General features: G+C 39.1%; 11 protein-coding genes and 1 pseudogene. 5 read left to right on the top strand and 7 right to left on the bottom strand.

All coding sequences use genetic code 11. The features are described from left to right. The first annotated feature begins 14 nt into the window (after positions 1-14). Positions 15-3,257, top strand: coding sequence for a DUF4114 domain-containing protein (locus PN450_RS05580; protein WP_271835675.1), 3,243 nt, complete (start codon positions 15-17; stop codon positions 3,255-3,257). Between the two features lie 348 nt (positions 3,258-3,605). On the opposite strand, the gene PN450_RS05575 is transcribed toward PN450_RS05580, so the two are convergent. The 5 genes from PN450_RS05575 to btpA all read right to left on the bottom strand — a co-directional run bounded on the left by PN450_RS05575 (position 3,606) and on the right by btpA (position 9,874). Further along, positions 3,606-4,178 carry a Uma2 family endonuclease gene (locus PN450_RS05575; RefSeq protein ID WP_271835673.1) on the bottom strand — a complete coding sequence of 191 codons (573 nt, stop codon included), beginning with the start codon at positions 4,176-4,178 and terminating at the stop codon, positions 3,606-3,608. A 358-nt stretch (positions 4,179-4,536) separates the two neighbouring features. After that, a complete protein-coding gene (gene clpB / locus PN450_RS05570) occupies positions 4,537-7,155 on the bottom strand; it encodes an ATP-dependent chaperone ClpB (protein WP_168633835.1) in 2,619 nt (872 codons plus the stop codon). Between the two features lie 446 nt (positions 7,156-7,601). Further along, positions 7,602-7,832: a zinc ribbon domain-containing protein gene (locus PN450_RS05565; RefSeq protein ID WP_271822502.1), complete on the bottom strand. Its 231-nt coding sequence runs from the start codon at positions 7,830-7,832 to the stop codon at positions 7,602-7,604. 77 nt (positions 7,833-7,909) lie between these two features. Continuing rightward, positions 7,910-8,899, bottom strand: a complete 990-nt coding sequence (locus tag PN450_RS05560; protein WP_271835672.1) for a vitamin K epoxide reductase family protein — start codon at positions 8,897-8,899, stop codon at positions 7,910-7,912. A gap of 162 nt (positions 8,900-9,061) precedes the next feature. Beyond that, a complete protein-coding gene (gene btpA, locus PN450_RS05555) occupies positions 9,062-9,874 on the bottom strand; it encodes a photosystem I biogenesis protein BtpA (protein WP_168695345.1) in 813 nt (270 codons plus the stop codon). Between the two features lie 1,103 nt (positions 9,875-10,977). Here btpA and rimO point away from each other — a divergent pair. Further along, positions 10,978-12,333, top strand: coding sequence for a 30S ribosomal protein S12 methylthiotransferase RimO (gene rimO, locus PN450_RS05550; RefSeq protein WP_271835670.1), 1,356 nt, complete (start codon positions 10,978-10,980; stop codon positions 12,331-12,333). 65 nt (positions 12,334-12,398) lie between these two features. Then, positions 12,399-13,964: a DEAD/DEAH box helicase gene (locus tag PN450_RS05545; protein WP_148762739.1), complete on the top strand. Its 1,566-nt coding sequence runs from the start codon at positions 12,399-12,401 to the stop codon at positions 13,962-13,964. Between the two features lie 101 nt (positions 13,965-14,065). On the opposite strand, the gene PN450_RS05540 is transcribed toward PN450_RS05545, so the two are convergent. Further along, entirely contained in the window at positions 14,066-14,218 is a 153-nt protein-coding gene (locus PN450_RS05540) for a hypothetical protein (protein ID WP_271835668.1), read from the bottom strand. A gap of 176 nt (positions 14,219-14,394) precedes the next feature. Here PN450_RS05540 and PN450_RS05535 point away from each other — a divergent pair, with 176 nt between their 5' ends. Both PN450_RS05535 and PN450_RS05530 read left to right on the top strand, forming a co-directional pair. Beyond that, positions 14,395-17,319: a UPF0182 family protein gene (locus PN450_RS05535; protein WP_271835667.1), complete on the top strand. Its 2,925-nt coding sequence runs from the start codon at positions 14,395-14,397 to the stop codon at positions 17,317-17,319. A 389-nt stretch (positions 17,320-17,708) separates the two neighbouring features. Continuing rightward, positions 17,709-18,104, top strand: a complete 396-nt coding sequence (locus tag PN450_RS05530) for a hypothetical protein (protein ID WP_148762744.1) — start codon at positions 17,709-17,711, stop codon at positions 18,102-18,104. Between the two features lie 13 nt (positions 18,105-18,117). On the opposite strand, the pseudogene PN450_RS05525 reads toward PN450_RS05530, so the two are convergent. Further along, a pseudogene (locus PN450_RS05525) lies at positions 18,118-18,327 on the bottom strand (FAD-dependent oxidoreductase); the annotation flags it as partial. Positions 18,328-18,848 lie beyond the last annotated feature (521 nt).

The following is an 18,848-nucleotide window of genomic DNA, read 5'->3' as shown; positions in this document are numbered from 1 at the left end:
AATGGAGGGTCATCATGGCAAATTTAACACCAGCAGAAATTACCAATTTGTATTTGTATGGAACTAAATCAACTCCTAGTAATCTTCTCGATAATAAGTTAATTCGACCTGAATCGGATATAACATCCGTTGATGTTAATCTAAATGAATTTATGTCAAATGGTGCGGGAAGATTTGCTCTTGGAATCCAGTTCCAAGTTGTAAGAAGTTTCTTTGCTCCAAATTTTCCAGGTGATACCAGACCATTTATCCCACCGAATAATAGTGAAAAACCTTACTATACCAGGGAAGAATTATCACTTATTTATGGACTTCCTGGTAGGAGTGGTTATATTTGGGATATGAATCAATATAATTATCGCGATGACATAGACGATTATGCAGAGCGAGTTTATATATATAACTCCCAATCGTTTGAAATTTCTGATAGTGCAAAATTTATAGTTGAATTAAATGGCGACAAACGTATAAAGGATTTTGCGGTTGGAATTAAGAAAGAAAGACCGCAAGGATCAACGCTAGTACCATACCAAGAAAACTTTGATTTTAAATCAAGCGATATAATTGCAACATTAGCTAATGGCTATCTTCAACAACGTGTTGATCCGTCAAATATTGGTAGAACGGTAAATATCAACTTTTTTGAATCAGCTTCTAGAGCAAGAACATACAATATAGACTCATTTTTTGAAGATGATGCCAAAACAGAGTCTTGGGGACTCTCTATTGTGGCTCCAACAAAATTGTTTTCAGATACAAATACATTGTTGGATAATTTATTCAATAGTGGTGTTACAAAATTTCTTTACAAGAACAAGCCAATTTTATATGGGACAGTAGGTGATAATAATCTTTCTGCTGATAAAGTTTCGGATTATCCAACTTTGAAGCCTTACCAGGATAACGGTGTTGTTCTGATTGGCGGTCGAGGATCAGATAATCTTACTGGAGGTTCAAAAGATGATGTTTTCATTGGCGGTGAAAGTGATGACACAATAGATGGAGGATCGTTCCTATTCGGACTATTTCCAGAAAAAGACAAAGACGAATCCAGGTATCAAGGTGCTAGGTCTGATTATGATATCGAGTTTCTGTCCGACAAATCTGTCAAAATTACTGACAAATTGAGCGATAGAGACGGCTCTGACACCCTTACAAACATTGAAACCGCAGTCTTTTCCGATAAATCAGTTGACCTCAGACCAGGGCAAGATATCGCCTTTGTCATTGATACGACTGGCAGTATGTTTGATGATATTGATGCGGTTAAAGCCAGTGCAGGCGACATTATCAACTCCATCTTTGATAGCTTTCTTAACTCTCGGATCGCCGTAGTTGGTTATAACGATCCCACTACCAATACCTTCCTTTCCTTCACAGATTACCCGAAAATCGAAGATCGCAAAACCGCAGCCCTCCAAGCCATTAACAGCATCTCAGTTGGTGGTGGTGGTGACTTTCCCGAAGTTGTTAATGCTGGACTCATTCGCGCATTATCTGGCGGTGCAGGTGAATGGCGAAAAGAAGCAAATGCAAGACGGATCATCCTATTTGGTGATGCACCAGCTAAAGATACCGACCTTTTTGATCAAGTCGTTCAACTAGCTGCAAATCTTGATGTATCAGTTTCTGCAAGGTCTTTGCTTGCCAGTGATGTCCAAACCACTAACCCCACAGACGGACTCTCTGTTACCAGTTTCTCTGTATTATCTGCCGATGCTACAGGCTCTCCAATCATCGTTCCAGTCGAAATTTTCAGTGTTCTTATTGGGAATGATCCATCAGCAGCGGCCGATTTTACAAAACTTGCCAATGCAACCGGTGGCAAAAACTTTCAGGCGGCGGATGCTTCACAAGTGGTTTCTGTCTTAATTGATGCTCTCAAACAATCTGCTCAAGCCCCCATTGCCATTGCAGACACCACTAACACCACCTCGTCAACTTCTGTTGAAATTAACGTATTAAGCAACGACAGTGATCCTAATGATGACTCTCTAACGATTACTAAAATCAACAATAGCGATATCTCCTTGGGCGATAAGGTGACTTTATCATCAGGAGCTATTGTTAGCCTCACTGACGCAGGAACTCTTGCTTATGATCCTAATGGACAGTTTGATTTGTTAGCACCCGAAGCAACAGATTTTGATACTTTTGAATATACTGTTGGTGACGGTAATGGGAATTTCGACACCGCAACAGTAACCGTTGACATCACTGGATCTTTACAACGTACCCTTAGCCTCGGCAAAATTGCTGATGACATCTTTACAATTTCTGGTAACACACCAAAACTTCAAGTCAACCTTGCAGGACGTAATTCTAATCTAGTCAATGAACTGGCTGTATTTACAGTTGATGATGCCCAAGGTAAAATTAACGGCATTGCTCCGGGGGAAACAGGTTATACCCAAGCAGCTTTGAACAAATCAAAAGTGATTTTCTCAACTATTGCTAATGTCCCCAATGGATTTGATATCAACAACCTCACAAGCCTAATAGAATTTGAATCTGGCAATAACCTGAGATTCTTATTAGTTAAAAATGGTACAATTGATAGCGTCCAAAATGGCATCACCCCAATATCAGAGATACTTTTCTCTGACATCTCCCGCCAAAAAATTACCGACTTAGGTACTGATGGTTTCTCCTTAGCTTGGAAAGATGGATCTAATAATAATACTGACTTCAAAGATTTGGTAGTTAATATTAAATCCACCGACGACTCATTACCTTTGGGTACAAATCTACAAGGAAAGCAACAAGGAGAAGTTCTTGATTTAAGAGGTATAACCCAAGATGTAAAGGCTGATTTTACTGTTAATAGAGAAGCTGCTTTTAACAACTTCGTCGGCTTTTATAAAGTAGCAGATGAAAATGGTGGCATTGATGTTGATGGCAATGGTACAGTTGATTTCCGTCCTGGTGAAGCAGGTTATGTTCAAGCGGCTATAAAGAGCCGTGTGGCGGGAATTGACCTCAGAGTTAATAACCAAGGAACTGGGACTTTTACAGATAAAACATTGACAGGAGGAAGTATTTTTGCGCCGTTTATTCTTACAGATGGTCGGACAGTAGATCAAGTTCTAAATGGACAAGTTGACCAAGCTTACTTTGCCTATTTAGGAGCTAATAGTGATAAGGTAGATCACATTCGTTTGTTAGGAAATAACGTCTTTGGTTTTGAAGATTTAGCAGGTGGGGGAGATAACGATTACAATGATATTATTGTCAAAGTAAACTTGAGTGTCGTTTAGCGGGTAGGGGTTTAGCACTGCTTAATGGTGTCAACTTAACGTAAAACCCATATCCCGACTGGGAATGAATTCCCAGTCTAATAGCAAAAGTCATCTAAAGATGACTAAATAACCCAAAAATTTTTGAGTAAACTTTAGTTTACTTTGGCTATTAGCCCGGAAATTCATTTCTGGGCGGGTGTGGAAGCAAACAGATAAGCCATTTTTAACTTAAGTTGACACCTATTAGCACTGCTAAACCCCTACGCTTGTACTACAGGTTGGGATATTTTCTTCATTAGAAGTTTCTGTCTGAATTGTGGTCTATTTAATCTATCTGCTATTTTTTTCTCTAACTAAATTAAACAATTAAATATTGATAATATCTTCATATATTTCTGCCATTTCTAGAATCAAACCAACGGAATCTAAATGTAATTTATCATCACGATTAATCAAAATTTGTATAGTCCAATTTCCTTTTTCATCTTGACGATAAACTTCTACCTTGATTTCATTTTGAGAAATTAAAACATATTCTTTCAAACTTGCTAAACTGCGATAATTTACCAGTTTTTCCCGTCTATCTATAGTTTCTGTACTTGGTGACAGCACTTCGATAATTAAACAAGGGTAATTCAAAAAATAACGGTCTTGATCTTCAGTGTCGCAACTAACGATCACATCAGGATAGTAAAATATAGTTTTATTATCATTGGCTAAATTTATTTTCACTTTCATGTCTGACATAAAAACATTACAGGAACTACCCCGTAACCCAGAACGTAAAAGCGAGTAAACATTTCCAGATATTATATTATGTTCTTTACTACCTCCAGCCATAGCAAAGACTTCACCAGCAAAATATTCATGACGAATATCGCTAGATTGTTCTAATTCTAGATATTCTTCGACAGTGAAAAAGTAAAGAGGAGATTGCATAATTTTTCCTTTTTTAATAATTCTCAAATTATTGTCAAGTCTTTACCAATTTAGCTAAAGTGCGTTAAAATCCACTCTGGTTAAGAGGATGTTTGAAAAGTTTTGAATGTATAGACTGACCCCTCTCCAAACCTCTCCCCTGCAAGGGGAGAGGCTTTAAAACTCCCATTCCCTTGCAGGGAAGGGGGGTAGGGGGGTTAGGTTTTTGGAGATTACGGGTTTGATATAATACTTTTCAAACAACCTCTAACTCAAAATCAAAAATCATCCTATTTATTTTATGCCAAAGTAGTCGGTTTTAACCGACTTTAGCTTTTAGACAGGGAATTTATTCCCTGGCTTGAAGGGACTCTCAAATCTAACCTGTAAACACTTCTGCGGGTAAGCGATTAAAGGCAAGACGCTCATTTTGGACATCTACAAAAATGGTGTCACCGTCGCTAAAATCACCGCGTAAAATGGCTTTGGCTATTTGGGTTTCTAATTCTCTTTGAATTGCTCGTTTTAATGGTCTTGCCCCAAAAACGGGATCATACCCTACTTCTGCTAAAAAGTCAAGAGCAGAACTGGATAATTTCAAAGATATTTTCCGGTCAATTAATCTTTGTTTTAATCTATCTACTTGTAACTGAACAATATTCCGCAATTCCGATTTTTGTAAACTGTGGAAAATAATCAATTCATCCAGACGGTTTAAGAACTCTGGACGGAAACTACTTCGCATTGCTTCCATCACACGATTACGCATTTCATCGTAACGAGTATCATCTCCAGATATATCTAGGATATATTGAGAACCGATGTTACTGGTCATGATGATAATACTATTTTTAAAGTCTACTGTGCGACCTTGGGCATCTGTCACCCTACCATCATCAAGGATTTGCAGGAAAATATTAAATACGTCGGGGTGGGCTTTTTCGATTTCGTCAAATAAAATCACTGCGTAGGGACGACGACGAATGGCTTCGGTTAATTGTCCTCCTTCTTCATAACCGACATAGCCAGGAGGCGCACCGATTAAACGGGAAACATTATGTTTGTCCATATATTCGGACATATCAATCCGCACCAAAGCTTCCTCTGTATCAAACATATAAGCAGCTAGGGCTTTCGCTAGTTCGGTTTTACCGACACCAGTTGGACCGAGGAAGACAAAACTCGCAATGGGACGGTTTGGGTCAGAAAGTCCAGCGCGAGAACGTTGAATGGCATCTGCGACAGCGGTAACGGCTTCATGTTGACCGACAACCCGGTGATGTAATTCATCTTCTAAATGCAGGAGTTTTTCTTTTTCTGATTCGACTAATTTATTCAGGGGAATCCCTGTCCATTTAGAAATGATTTCGGCAATATCGGCTTCTGTAACTTCTTCGCGTAATAGTGATTTTCCGGTTTTTTGAGTTTGGGAAAGTTCAGTTTCTACGGCTTGTAATTGCCGATGTAAGTCTGTTAATTTGCCATATTTTAATTCCGCAGCCCGGTTAAGATCGTAGTCTCTTTCGGTTTGTTGAATTTCTAAATTAACTCGGTCAATTTCTTCTTTAATTGATTGAATTTTGGTGATAATCCCTTTTTCGGATTGCCATTGTGTGCTAAGGGTTCTTTGATCTTCTTTGAGGTCAGCGAGTTCTTTTTCTAATCTTTCTAACCGTTCACGGGAAGCAGGATCACTTTCTTTTTGTAAAGAGAGTTTTTCCATTTCTAATTGCAGGATTTTCCGATCTATTTCGTCCAGTTCTTCGGGTTTGGAGGTAATCTCCATTTTGAGTCTAGCAGCGGCTTCATCTACTAAATCAATGGCTTTGTCGGGCAGAAAGCGATCGCTAATATAACGATTAGAGAGAGTGGCCGCAGCGACGAGGGAACTATCAGAAATTCTCACCCCGTGATGGACTTCATAACGTTCTTTCAAACCGCGTAAAATGGAAATTGTATCTTGAACGTTGGGCTGATCTACATAAACTTGTTGAAAGCGTCTTTCTAAAGCGGCATCTTTTTCCAAATATTTGCGGTATTCATCCAAAGTTGTCGCCCCAATACAGCGTAATTCACCTCGTGCTAACATTGGTTTTAACAAATTTCCGGCATCCATAGCTCCTTGACTTGCACCTGCACCGACAACAGTATGAATTTCATCAATAAACAATACAATATTCCCACCAGATTCGGTGACTTCTTTTAATACGGCTTTGAGACGTTCTTCAAATTCACCTCGGAATTTTGCTCCCGCAATTAAAGCCCCCATATCTAAACTGATGAGTTTCCGATCTTTGAGAGATTGGGGAACATCACCCGCTACAATGCGCTGTGCCAAACCTTCCGCAATTGCCGTTTTCCCCACGCCAGGTTCACCAATTAAAACCGGGTTATTTTTGGTTCTGCGGGAGAGAATTTGTACTGTGCGGCGAATTTCATCATCACGACCGATTACGGGGTCTAATTGACCTTTGCGAGCGGCTTCTGTGAGGTCACGTCCGTATTTTTCCAGTGATTGATATTTGCCTTCTGGATTTTGGTCAGTCACTTTTTGTTTCCCCCGAATTTCTTTAATGATATTTTTGAGTTTGTTTTCATCTAAACCAAATTCTTGCAGTAAACTTTTGCCAAACCGATCATCTTTGGCGTAACCTAACAATAAATGTTCAATAGAAATAAATTCGTCTTTAAATTCTTGACGATATTTTTCTGCCCGATCTAATAATGTATCTAAGCTGCGTCCTAAATAAACAGAAGCACTAGTCCCCGATACTTTGGGTTGACGTTGGATAAATTGCTCGGTGCGATCTCGAACTTTTTGCAAATTTGTGCCAGCTTTAGTGAAAATGGCGCTGGCTAGTCCTTCCTGTTCCAGCAACCCTTTCATCAGATGTTCACTTTCTAGCTGCTGTTGCTGATACTGTTTAGCGACATCGGGTGTATGAGCGATCGCTTCCCAGGCTTTTTCTGTAAATTGATCAGGGTTGGTCGGCTGCATAAGCTTTTAGAATAACAAACTACTGTCTAATACGATGATTGTAAAAATATCTGGGCTAATAGCTAGATCGGTCTTCACGTCTTTAAAATGTAGTATTATTGCCCAATCTCAGATAACTGTTGCTGTATTCCCTCACATCTTAGTGGAATATTATGAACTACCCGCACTAATCTGACGGTACAGTGTGGGCTTCCTGTCCAACAGAAAGGGCATTAGTAGATTTCTTTCGTCCTCTATTACTGTAACTTACATCTGGGCGACAGGCTTGAATTTAAAATTAATGTCAAACATGAATAAGTAGCCAAAACCGTATATTTACTTAAATACAATAATTAATATCTAATCTAAATTTTACGTAAATACTTAGTAGGGGTTTAGCATTGTGCTAAACCCCTACACTCGATGTTTAATTATTGATTTTTTGGATGTAGTCTGATCTGATACTTTTAACCGAGACATTCTCCGACATCGTGAACATCCAGTATAACATTACCAACTGAGTTGATAAAGGTGGTATCCCACATTGCCTTGAGGAAAATCCCCACGGCTCCATTAAAATCTCGCGGTATTTCATAACCGCAATTAGGGCAAACAAAGTTCTTAGAACTACCAAGTTTTCTATGAACGTGACCACATTTAGTACAGGTCTTTGATGTATATTCTTCAGTTATTCTCACTAAGAAAGGAACCGTAACGGTTACACAAATGCTCAAGAGTTTGAGAGAACTGATAGAATGCCCAAGTCATCATTGCTCTAGCGGAAATATTTAAAGTTTTTCGGACCTGTATAACCAGTGATCTTTCCTAATTCCTCTAGAGTCTGCACTCCGCTATAGATTTTACCATTAATAACCCAACTTGGGAAACCTTCGATTTTTGCAGCTTTACATAATTCTGGTTTACCTTTGGGACTATCACCAGCACATTCTACTGTAGAACTTTCACTCATGATTGTATAAGCTTCTTTGCCAAAAAGTAGCTTCTGTTCGTGACAGTGTGGACACCAATAAGCTACATATTCCTTAGCACCAACTTTAACAAGATGTTGAGCTAAAGCAATCTCCGCTTCACCAGATTTAGTGGTAATTTCCCAGCCAAATTGAGGATTTGGTTGTTCTTTAGGAGTAAAGGTAATTGCTGTGGGTTTACCATCAGTTGATTCAGTAATATTACCTGATGGGCTGACTTGAGAATAAACTCCTAAAGTCCCAATTAGCGTTACCATTGCCACAATCAAAGCCGTAAATAAAAGTTGTCCAATATCTTCCCAATCCTTACCTGTAACAGTTAGCACTAACATAGTTAATGCAAATAAGGCAGAGGCAATACAGTAAGGACAAATAGCTTTGAGTTGAAATGCCAGGACATACATTAAGTATCCACTAAAAACTGACATAGCGATCGCTCCCACAAACAGCAACCACCAAGTCAAATTTTCCAGTTGTTTCTGACTTTTGTGATTTTCCCCTGCGTTCAAGGCTAAGGGAGCTAAAGCGAATATCAACATCCCAATGTATGCCAACAAACCAAATAAAGGTAGTGGTTGACCTAAAACCGTAGCCCAAGGACTAGAAAGGACATCCACACAACCCTTAACATTTTCTGCTGTAGTACAAACCGGAATGCTACCGGTCAGCTTTTCAAAAGTGAGATAACCTGTATTCAGGATACCAAATCCAGCGATGGTTGCGATCGCCGGACGTGACCATTTATGAATCCAAGGAGTAGAACGACGACGAATCATAATATTGGTGATTGGGGACTGGGGACTGGGGAAGAGAGTCTAAAGATCCTCATAATCATCTAAATCAAGCAAATCAAAAGAATCATAGTTTAGACAATTTCTAATCACTGAAATCAAAAGAATCATAGTTTAGACAATTTCTAATCAAGCAAATCAAAAGAATCATAGTTTAGACAATAGAGGTCTGCGGGCAGCTTCGACAAATTGACTGACGCGATTCGGATCTATCGGTTGCTGAATTTGACCATAACGTTTCAGAGAACTGGAAACAATCACCCCGTCTGCGGCTTGTAACAAAGTACCCACATTTTCCCAACTTGCACCACTACCAATAAAAACAGGAGTACCAGCAGCAGCATTACTAGCCAGTTCCAAATCCTCTTGGTCAGGAGGACTACCAGTAGCCCAACCAGATAAAATTACCGCATCAGCCAAACCTCGTTCAATAGTATCCTTAACAGCAACAGTGAGATGAGGAGAACTTAAAGGACGAGCGTGTTTTACCAAAACATCAGCAAAAATTTTCACATCAGATCCTAATTCTCGCCGATATCGCAGTAATTGATGAGCTTCCCCCTCAATTAATCCTTGGTCAGTTGCCATCACACCCGTGAGAACATTAATTCTGACAAACTGGGCATTAACGCAACTAGCAATAGCGATCGCACTTCTGCCATCATTACGTAACACATTTAACCCTATAGGCACAGTTACTAGATTTTGGATGCGTTGAACAACCACAGTCATCGCACTGACAACGGCTGGATCAACTTGATTTTTGGTAAAAGGGGCATCGAAAAAATTCTCAACTATTATCCCATTCACCCCTCCACTAGCAAGGGCTGTGGCTTCTTGTTCGGCACGGTCAATCACTGCTTTGAGACTACCTCCCCAACGGGCTGAAGTCGGAAGAGGTAGCAGATGTACTACGCCAATAATTGGTGTTCGGGTTTTAAATAACTGATGTAAATCCACGGCTTTAATTTATTTTTGACATACTCACCGACATGAAGGTGCGGTGACTCTTGACACTTCGCCAGAACCCGCCACAAGTGGTCTTATCGTCCCTCCATGTCCGTTTAAAGTCTCCCAATGCCCTATGGCGACTATGACCAAATTTTAACATAAAGCCGTCCTGGAAGGACGGGGCTTGTGTCCCGTCTTTTCGGTCACAGTCTGGAGTCGTTGCCTATCCCCACTCTCCAGACGAGGGGGTAACAAAATGGCATCAATAAATAGACAGCGAGAATTAAACAAAAAAATGTAGATTCCCTGGGCATTGCCGCCGGATGTCTTCTTGTACTAATATAAATTGCTTTCGGGAACACCGAAACAGATCAGAAATAGTAATTTCACCAATTATCTATTTCCTTGTCTAAACTAGATATAGCAGGTGGCAGTAAAAATTTCACGAATTTGGAGCGTAGATCCTCACCTGTTTTTTTATGGTCAGGTTGTTGCCTCCTCCTCAAGATGGAAATTAAATTTCCACCTTCCATAAGATATGTTAAGATAGAATCTGATAACAAGAGGAGTTTGCCACTCACAAGATGTAAGGCAGCTTCCCGGCATTTAATTGCAAATGTCCGAGTAGCATTACTGCTTGATAGGCGTAGTCGCCAGTGCGATTTCCCCAGTTGGGTAGCGGCTTCTCACAACAGACCTCTTGGTCGGCTTCCCAACGGGTAAATTAACAACGCCCACGCTACGGTAATGCAAAATACCATTAAGCGAATTGTTAAAAATATTATGAGTGTCAGACTTACCCAAAGACACTTGAGATTACCCTGGGAAACAAATTAGTAGAAGTATCATGGACTAGCCTCTATCAACATGATAGATGAAGGCTGTAATTTGGCTTTTACTAGTTAAAGTTGCTAGTTATATAGGTTAAATCTGGTAATTAGTGGCGGGTAGTTGGGTGGAAATTATAGCAAAATTCACCGAGTGAGTTATTAGGTAGAGCTTTAGCACTGCTAAACCCGTATTTATTCGTTTACTTGTGATCTGCTGTATTTATTCCCGACCCAATGCTTAAATGTTAATTAACAAGGAAAAACGGAAGACTTATTGAAAATATGGGTGAAAAGCCAACGATTGCCATTTCTCACCTGGGCTGCGAGAAAAATCGAATTGATACAGAACATATGCTAGGGCTGCTAGTAAATGCAGGCTATGGTGTAGATATTAACGAAGAATTAGCAGATTACGTAATTGTCAATACCTGTAGTTTTATCGAAGCGGCTCGACAAGAATCAGTAAAAACCCTAGTAGAACTAGCGGAAGCCAAGAAAAAAATCGTGATTACTGGCTGCATGGCGCAACACTTTCAAGAACAATTATTGGAAGAATTGCCAGAAGCAGTAGCGATAGTAGGGACAGGTGATTATCACAAAATTGTGGATGTGATCGAGCGAGCAGAGCGGGGAGAGCGAGTTAAAGAAATTACTGCTGAACCCACTTATATAGCCGACGAAACCACACCCCGTTATCGGACAACCACCGAAGGAGTAGCTTACCTGCGAGTGGCAGAAGGCTGTGATTATCGGTGTGCATTTTGCATTATTCCCCATTTACGAGGAAATCAGCGATCGCGTACCATTGAATCAATAGTTGCCGAAGCCCAACAACTGGCAAGTCAAGGTGTCAAAGAAATAATTCTCATTTCCCAAATCACCACCAATTACGGCTTAGATATTTACGGCAAACCCAAATTAGCCGAATTGCTGCGGGCATTAGGCAAAGTAGATATACCTTGGATTAGGATGCACTACGCCTATCCCACCGGATTAACAGCGGATGTGATTGCGGCTATTCAAGAAACTGCCAACGTTTTGCCATATTTGGACTTGCCACTGCAACATTCCCATCCAGAAATTCTCCGGGCTATGAATCGTCCCTGGCAAGGACAGATCAATGATGGGATTATGGAACGGCTGAAAATTGCCCTACCGTCAGCAGTGTTCAGAACCACATTTATAGTTGGTTTTCCTGGAGAAACTCAAGAGCATTTTCAACATTTATTAGAGTTTACCCAACGACATAAATTTGATCATGTTGGTGTTTTTACTTTCTCACCAGAAGAAGGAACTCCTGCCTACAATCTACCCAATCAAATTCCAGCGGCAGTGATGACGGAACGCCGTAATCGCCTAATGGAATTACAACAGCCAATTTCTTTCCAGAAAAATCAACAGGAAGTCGGCAAGATAGTTGATGTCCTGATTGAACAGGAAAATCCCCAAGGTGGAGAATTAATCGGTCGTTCCGGCAGATTTTCTCCCGAAGTTGATGGTCAAGTCTATGTTAAAGGAGAGGCTAGGCTAGGAACCATCGTCAAAGTAGCAATTCAAAGTGCCGATGCCTATGACCTCTATGGTCAAGTTATCAATAGTGATAGATTATCTTCCCATCTGCTATCTGCTGTTGTATAAGACTTAATTTACAAATAAGTATCGGTTTACCAGTCCCAAATTTACAATCAAATCTAGGAGCGTTAATGAATTTATCATTTCAAGAATTAGGCATTTCCCCAGAACGGGCTACATTGTTAGAAGGCATGGGTTTTACTGAACCTACAAATATTCAAACCCAAGCAATTCCTCAACTATTAAATGGTCGGGATGTAGTTGGTCAATCGCAAACAGGAACAGGTAAAACCGCGGCTTTTTCTCTACCAATTTTAGAGCGGTTAGATGAGAACCTCAAAGCTGTACAAGCAATAGTTTTAACCCCAACTCGTGAATTAGCAATTCAAGTTCATGCGGCTGTTTCCCAATTTATTGGTAACAGTTACTTGAAAGCAGCGGCTATTTATGGTGGTCAATCAATTGATCGTCAAATTATGCAACTCAGACGTGGGGCGCAAATCGTTGTCGGGACACCAGGACGGGTCATAGACTTACTAGATCGTGGTAACTTGAAGCTAGATCAAGTCAAATGGTTTGTCTTAGATGAAGCTGATGAAATGTTAAGCATGGGCTTCATTGACGATGTGGAAAGAATTCTTTCCCAAGCCCCCAATGAACGCCAAACAGCATTATTTTCCGCGACAATGCCACCATCAATTCGGATGTTGGTAAATAAATTTTTGAACTCACCGGTGACTGTCACCGTTGAACAACCCAAAGCCGCACCGAATAAAATCAATCAAGTGGCTTACATGATTCCTCGTCATTGGACAAAAGCTAAAGCTTTACAACCAATTCTGGAAATGGAAGATCCAGAAACAGCTTTAATCTTTGTTCGCACCCGGCGTACAGCGGCAGAATTAACCAGTCAATTGCAATCTGCTGGTCATAGTGTGGATGAATATCATGGTGATTTGTCTCAACAAGCGCGGGAACGCCTATTAATCCGTTTCCGTAACCGTCAAGTGCGTTGGGTTGTCGCTACTGATATTGCAGCGCGTGGGTTGGACGTTGACCAACTTTCTCATGTAATCAACTTTGATTTACCTGATAGCGTAGAAACCTATGTTCACCGCATTGGTCGGACTGGTCGGGCTGGAAAAGAAGGAACGGCAATTTCTTTAGTACAATCTTTTGAACGCCGCAAACAACAGGCATTTGAACGCCATAACCGTCAAACTTGGCAAATTCTCTCTATTCCTACCAAGGCGCAGATTGAAGCCCAACATATCCAGAAGTTAAGAGGACAAGTGGCAGAAGCTTTAACTGGGGAACGGTTAGCTTCCTTCTTGCCAATTATCAGCGAAATGATTGAGGAATATGATGCTCATGCGATCGCTGCGGCTGCTTTACAAATCGCTTACGATCAAACCCGTCCTGCTTGGTTAATATCAGGAGTAGACCTGCCTGTAGACGAAAGCCCAACTCCCAAACCCAGAATTAACAAACGTGGGGATGGTGGAGAACGGGAACGTAGTTCTGGTGGTGGTCGCGGTGGCCGTTCCTCTTGGTCAAAAGAAGGTAGAGGTAACGATGAAAGACGTAGCAGCGGTGGCAGTGGCGGTAGTGCTAAACCAAAGTTAAAAATAGCCTACAATGAACCCTCTTCTACTCCTAGCAATCACAAGTTAGGTTTACCTACGGGTAGAGAATAGATGGGATTTGTGATGAGTGCATCACCATGACAACCTGTTAATACGTTGATTTTATAGCCACTTTCACCTACAGGTTGAAACCTGCGGGCTTGAAGGTGGCTTTAAATTTCTGTTATGTGTTGAGAATTGTCGGGGTTTAGCATTATCATCTCCATTCCCACATCAAGAATTGATTTATTTAACCCAGCTTTTTGTTTTTTACGTTTACCCTTCGACAAGCTCAGGGCATCGCCTTTTTTAGCTTTGGCACTCATGTTTTAGTTTGTAGTACCAAGTGATATTAATGGATCTTTACCCATAGAACTAAGCCAAACATCTATCAATCAAATTAATGCAATTCCTAAAGAAAATTTGAGTGATTTTGGTGTGTAGTAGCGAACTATATTCGCCATAAACTTTTCAAATATCCTCTCAAAGCAATATTTTGGAAATGAACACTATTAAAATTTTTATAGGCTGTTTGGGTTTGTGGCTATTCTTAGATATAGCTGCTCATTTGGGTGCGGAAATTTTTTGGTTTCAGGAAGTTGGTTATCTAGAAGTATTTCTACAAAGATTGTTAACTCAGGGGAGTTTATGGTTATTTATTGTGAGTTTGAGTGCCATTTACTTGTTAGGAAATCTCACTTTAGCCCAGAGGTTAAAATATCCCCCTTTTCCTAATTCTAGTCCGATACAGGAAATAAAAATTAGTCGCAAATTAACCACTTTTCTTAGTCCTCAGTATCCCGTAAATAATCAATCTCCTCAATGGCATAATTATACCAATAAAATTAAATTGCGATGGCTTTTACCTCTAATACTAGGATTAATTTTTTTGATGTGTTTAGTGTTAGCACAATATGGAGAAATTGCCCTCTCTTATTGGCCAGGGAAAGTTAATCAATCCAGTTTATCAGTGCCACTGCTATTGCGAGTAGATATAATTTTGCAGTTGGGAAAACAGATAATTTCTCAACCTTTGTATTTAGGATTATTTGGGGGATTTTCCATGGCTATATTAATTTATAGCAAATTCTTCCTCAGAGCGATCGCTATTATTTTTAGTCTCAGTTTGGGCTGGATACTGTCTCAATATTGGTCAAAAATTCTTTTATCTTTTCATCCTATTTCCTTTAATCATTCTGAACCATTATTTGGCAAAGATATCAGTTTTTATATTTTCCATCTCCCGATCTGGGAACTCTTAGGATTTTGGTTAATAGGATTATCTCTATATGGTTTTATTAGCGTTATTCTCACCTATTTATTATCAGCTAATAGCTTCAGAGAAGCTATTTTTCCAGGATTTTCTTCTCCACAAATGCGCCATTTATTTGGCTTATCTGGCTGTTTAATGTTAGTAGTATCTTTAAATTATTGGCTGAGTCGTTATCAACTGCTTTACTCGGTTCGTGGAGTGAGTTATGGAGCTAGTTATACTGATGTTAAAGCCCAATTACCAGCAGATACAATATTATATATTTTATCGGTAGCTATAGCCTTATATTTATTGTGGTTAACTGTATTTTGGCAACAGAAATCCTCACATCATCGCTGGGCAATTTATACATTAGGTATGTATATAACTTTTATATTAATTGGTAATTTTATTTTACCTATGGCTGTACAAAGTTTTATTGTTGAGCCAAATGAATTACAAAAAGAACAACCTTATATAATGCGAAATATTGACCTGACTCGTCAAGCATTTAATTTAGATGTCATTGATTCTCAAATATTTAACCCCACAGGAAAACTCACAGAAGCAGATATTAAAGCTAATGAATTAACAATTAAAAATATTCGGCTTTGGGATCAAGAACCATTATTAAAAACCAATCGTCAATTACAACAAATTCGTCCTTATTATCAATTCCCTGATGCTGATATTGATAGATATTTAATTAAAAATAACGGGAATCAAGAAAAACAACAGGTACTAATTGCAGCGAGAGAATTAAATTATCCAGATGTTCCTCTCCCCGCACAAACATGGGTAAACCAAAATATGATTTATACTCATGGTTATGGCTTCACTATGAGTCCAGTTAATACCGTTGCTGCTGCTGGATTACCAGAATATTTTGTCAAAGATATTAGCCAAAATGGTAGCGTCTTAAATACTTCTAATGCCAATATTCGTGCCAGTATTCCCATCGGACAACCCCGAATTTATTATGGAGAAATTAGTAATACTCATGTTATGACTGGGACAAAAGTTAAAGAATTAGATTATCCCAGTGGCAGCGATAATGTTTATAATACTTATGATGGATTAGGTGGTATTCATATCAACTCTCTATGGAAAAGATGGCTATTTTCTATATATTTAAAAGATTGGAAAATGGTATTTACCAGAGATTTTTTGCCAGAAACTAAAGTATTATTACGACGAAATATTAACCAACGAATTCAAACTATTGCCCCTTTTTTAAAATTCGATAGTGATCCTTATTTAGTTGCAGTAGATGCCCATATAGATGGTAAAAATCAACAATTTCCTGGCCAAGAAAATTATCTTTATTGGATAGTTGATGCTTACACCACAAGCGATCGCTATCCTTACTCAGATACAGGTAAAAATAGTATTAACTATATCCGTAATTCCGTCAAAGTCGTAATTGATGCTAACAACGGTACAGTCAGATTTTACATTGCCGATGCTGCCGATCCATTGATTACAGCTTGGTCAAAAATATTTCCCAAAATGTTTCAACCACTGAGGAATTTACCAGTCAATCTCCGCAGTCATCTCCGTTATCCAGTAGATTATTTCAAAATTCAATCTGAACGCTTAATGATCTACCACATGACAGATCCTCAAGTATTTTATAACAGAGAAGATCAATGGCAAATTCCCAATGAAATCTATGACAACGAAAGCCGTAAAGTTGAACCCTACTATTTAATAACCAGTCTCCCCAACGTCTCCTTTGAAGAATTCATCCTCTTACTTCCCTACACACCCAAACAACGCACCAATTTAATCGCTTGGTTAGCAGCACGTTCTGATGGCGAAAATTATGGCAAATTACTATTATATAACTTTCCTAAAGAACGCTTAATTTATGGACAAGAACAAATTGAAGCCAGAATAAATCAAGATCCAGTTATTTCTCAACAAATTTCCCTGTGGAATCGTCAAGGTTCAAGAGTAATTCAAGGTAATCTGTTAATAGTTCCCATTGAGCAATCGTTACTATATGTTGAACCAATTTATTTAGAAGCCACACAAAATAGTTTACCAACATTAGTAAGAGTAGTTGTAGCCTATGAAAATCGCATCATCATGGCACCCACCTTAGAACAAGCACTACAAGGAATCTTTCAACCAGAAATTGCACCACCAACAACTATCATTCGTCCCCTGTAGGGGCAATGCCCCCGTGCTTGCCCCAAAACCCTACCAGAACAACCACAGGGGGGTTGCCCCTACGATGCAATTAATGTATCACTGTTCTGGAAATTCAAAAATTTAAAAACCTATTACTAACTGTATTTTTAATATCCACCTACCACTTCAGGTATATATTCACATAATAAAAAACAAAACTATTGACAGAGATAACTAATCTTTACTTTTGCTAAACCTATAATCAGAAGCTATATACAGCTTTACCTAAACAAATCCTAGACTTAAATTAAAAGTTTGAAAATCCAACATCAGTCACAATTCAAACAGACTTTATATTGAGGGGTTTGCCACTTGGTTCTGTCACACTTGTTAATTAAGAACCATTATAGATTATTAAGGAAAATAAGATGTATATAGAGCAGGTATTGGGAAATACACTCATGGCCGACAATACCAATTTGTCCATTGCTCAAAGTGCAGTTCAACAAGAAAAAGTCCAAGTCCAATATCACAACATCCAAATACCAGATTTAGCACTATCTTTAGCTCCTCTGGGATTTATTTTTGTTTGGGCTATATTTCTCCTACTTTTTCATAAAATCCGCACCAATACAGATGATCGGGTATGCGTGAAAAGTAAAATTCTACAAAAAGTTCCCTGTAAAAAATGTCAATTTTTTGCCAATAACCATTATTTAAAATGTGCTGTCAAACCTGATTCTGTTCTTACAGAAGCAGCCATAGACTGTTCTGAATACGTGCCTAAAAAAGTTAGCTTTTCCCATAAAAATTTATTTCGCTAAAAAGCGTCTGTTTGGTTGTTCCTTTATTTCCCATGCCAAAAATCATTGATGCACCGACATCAAATGTATATCCTTGGCTTTGAAAATAACCGGCACTACCACCGGGAATAAGATAACTTTCAAAAACTATAACTTTTGCACCTTTGGCTGCTAATTGGGTCGCTGTCACTAAACCACCAATACCAGAACCAATAACAATGACATCAAATAATTCAGAATTCAGAATTCATAATTTGTAATTTAATCCAAAAAAGAGGGAAAAGTCTGCTGCTGCTGACTAATCCCGCCTGCTGATTCTTGAATGCTTTGTTATACAGCGATCGCTTAACAATTATTTATCTTTCGCGATCGCCCCCAAAATCAAAACCAAAATATCACAATATTGTCCGATCTAATGCTTTTTTATACAGCGTTAGCTTGCGTTGCGGAGCAAATCGCATCAAAATTCATCTCCTGAAGGCGATTCCTAGGTCGCGCTTCGCTATCGCGATACCAGTCAAATCAAAATTTTTTATATTTGGGTTAGTATTATATAAAGAAATCACTCAGTTAGTCATATAAACGAATCGCTTTGTCTAAAAATTAAAAGGACTTGAATAATATGAGAGCATAAATAAACGGAGTAATCTGTAGTTTATGTGAACCAAACCACCCTGAGCGTAGTCGAAGGGTAAACGTTATCTAGGTCATAACACCTTGGGATTCGCTAGTCCCCTGCCATGTTGCTACTTATTAAACAATCCG

Origin of the sequence: Dolichospermum lemmermannii CS-548 (genome assembly GCF_028330815.1) — a bacterium.
Lineage (GTDB): Bacteria > Cyanobacteriota > Cyanobacteriia > Cyanobacteriales > Nostocaceae > Dolichospermum > Dolichospermum lemmermannii.
This window is presented reverse-complemented; position numbering and strand designations above follow the sequence as displayed.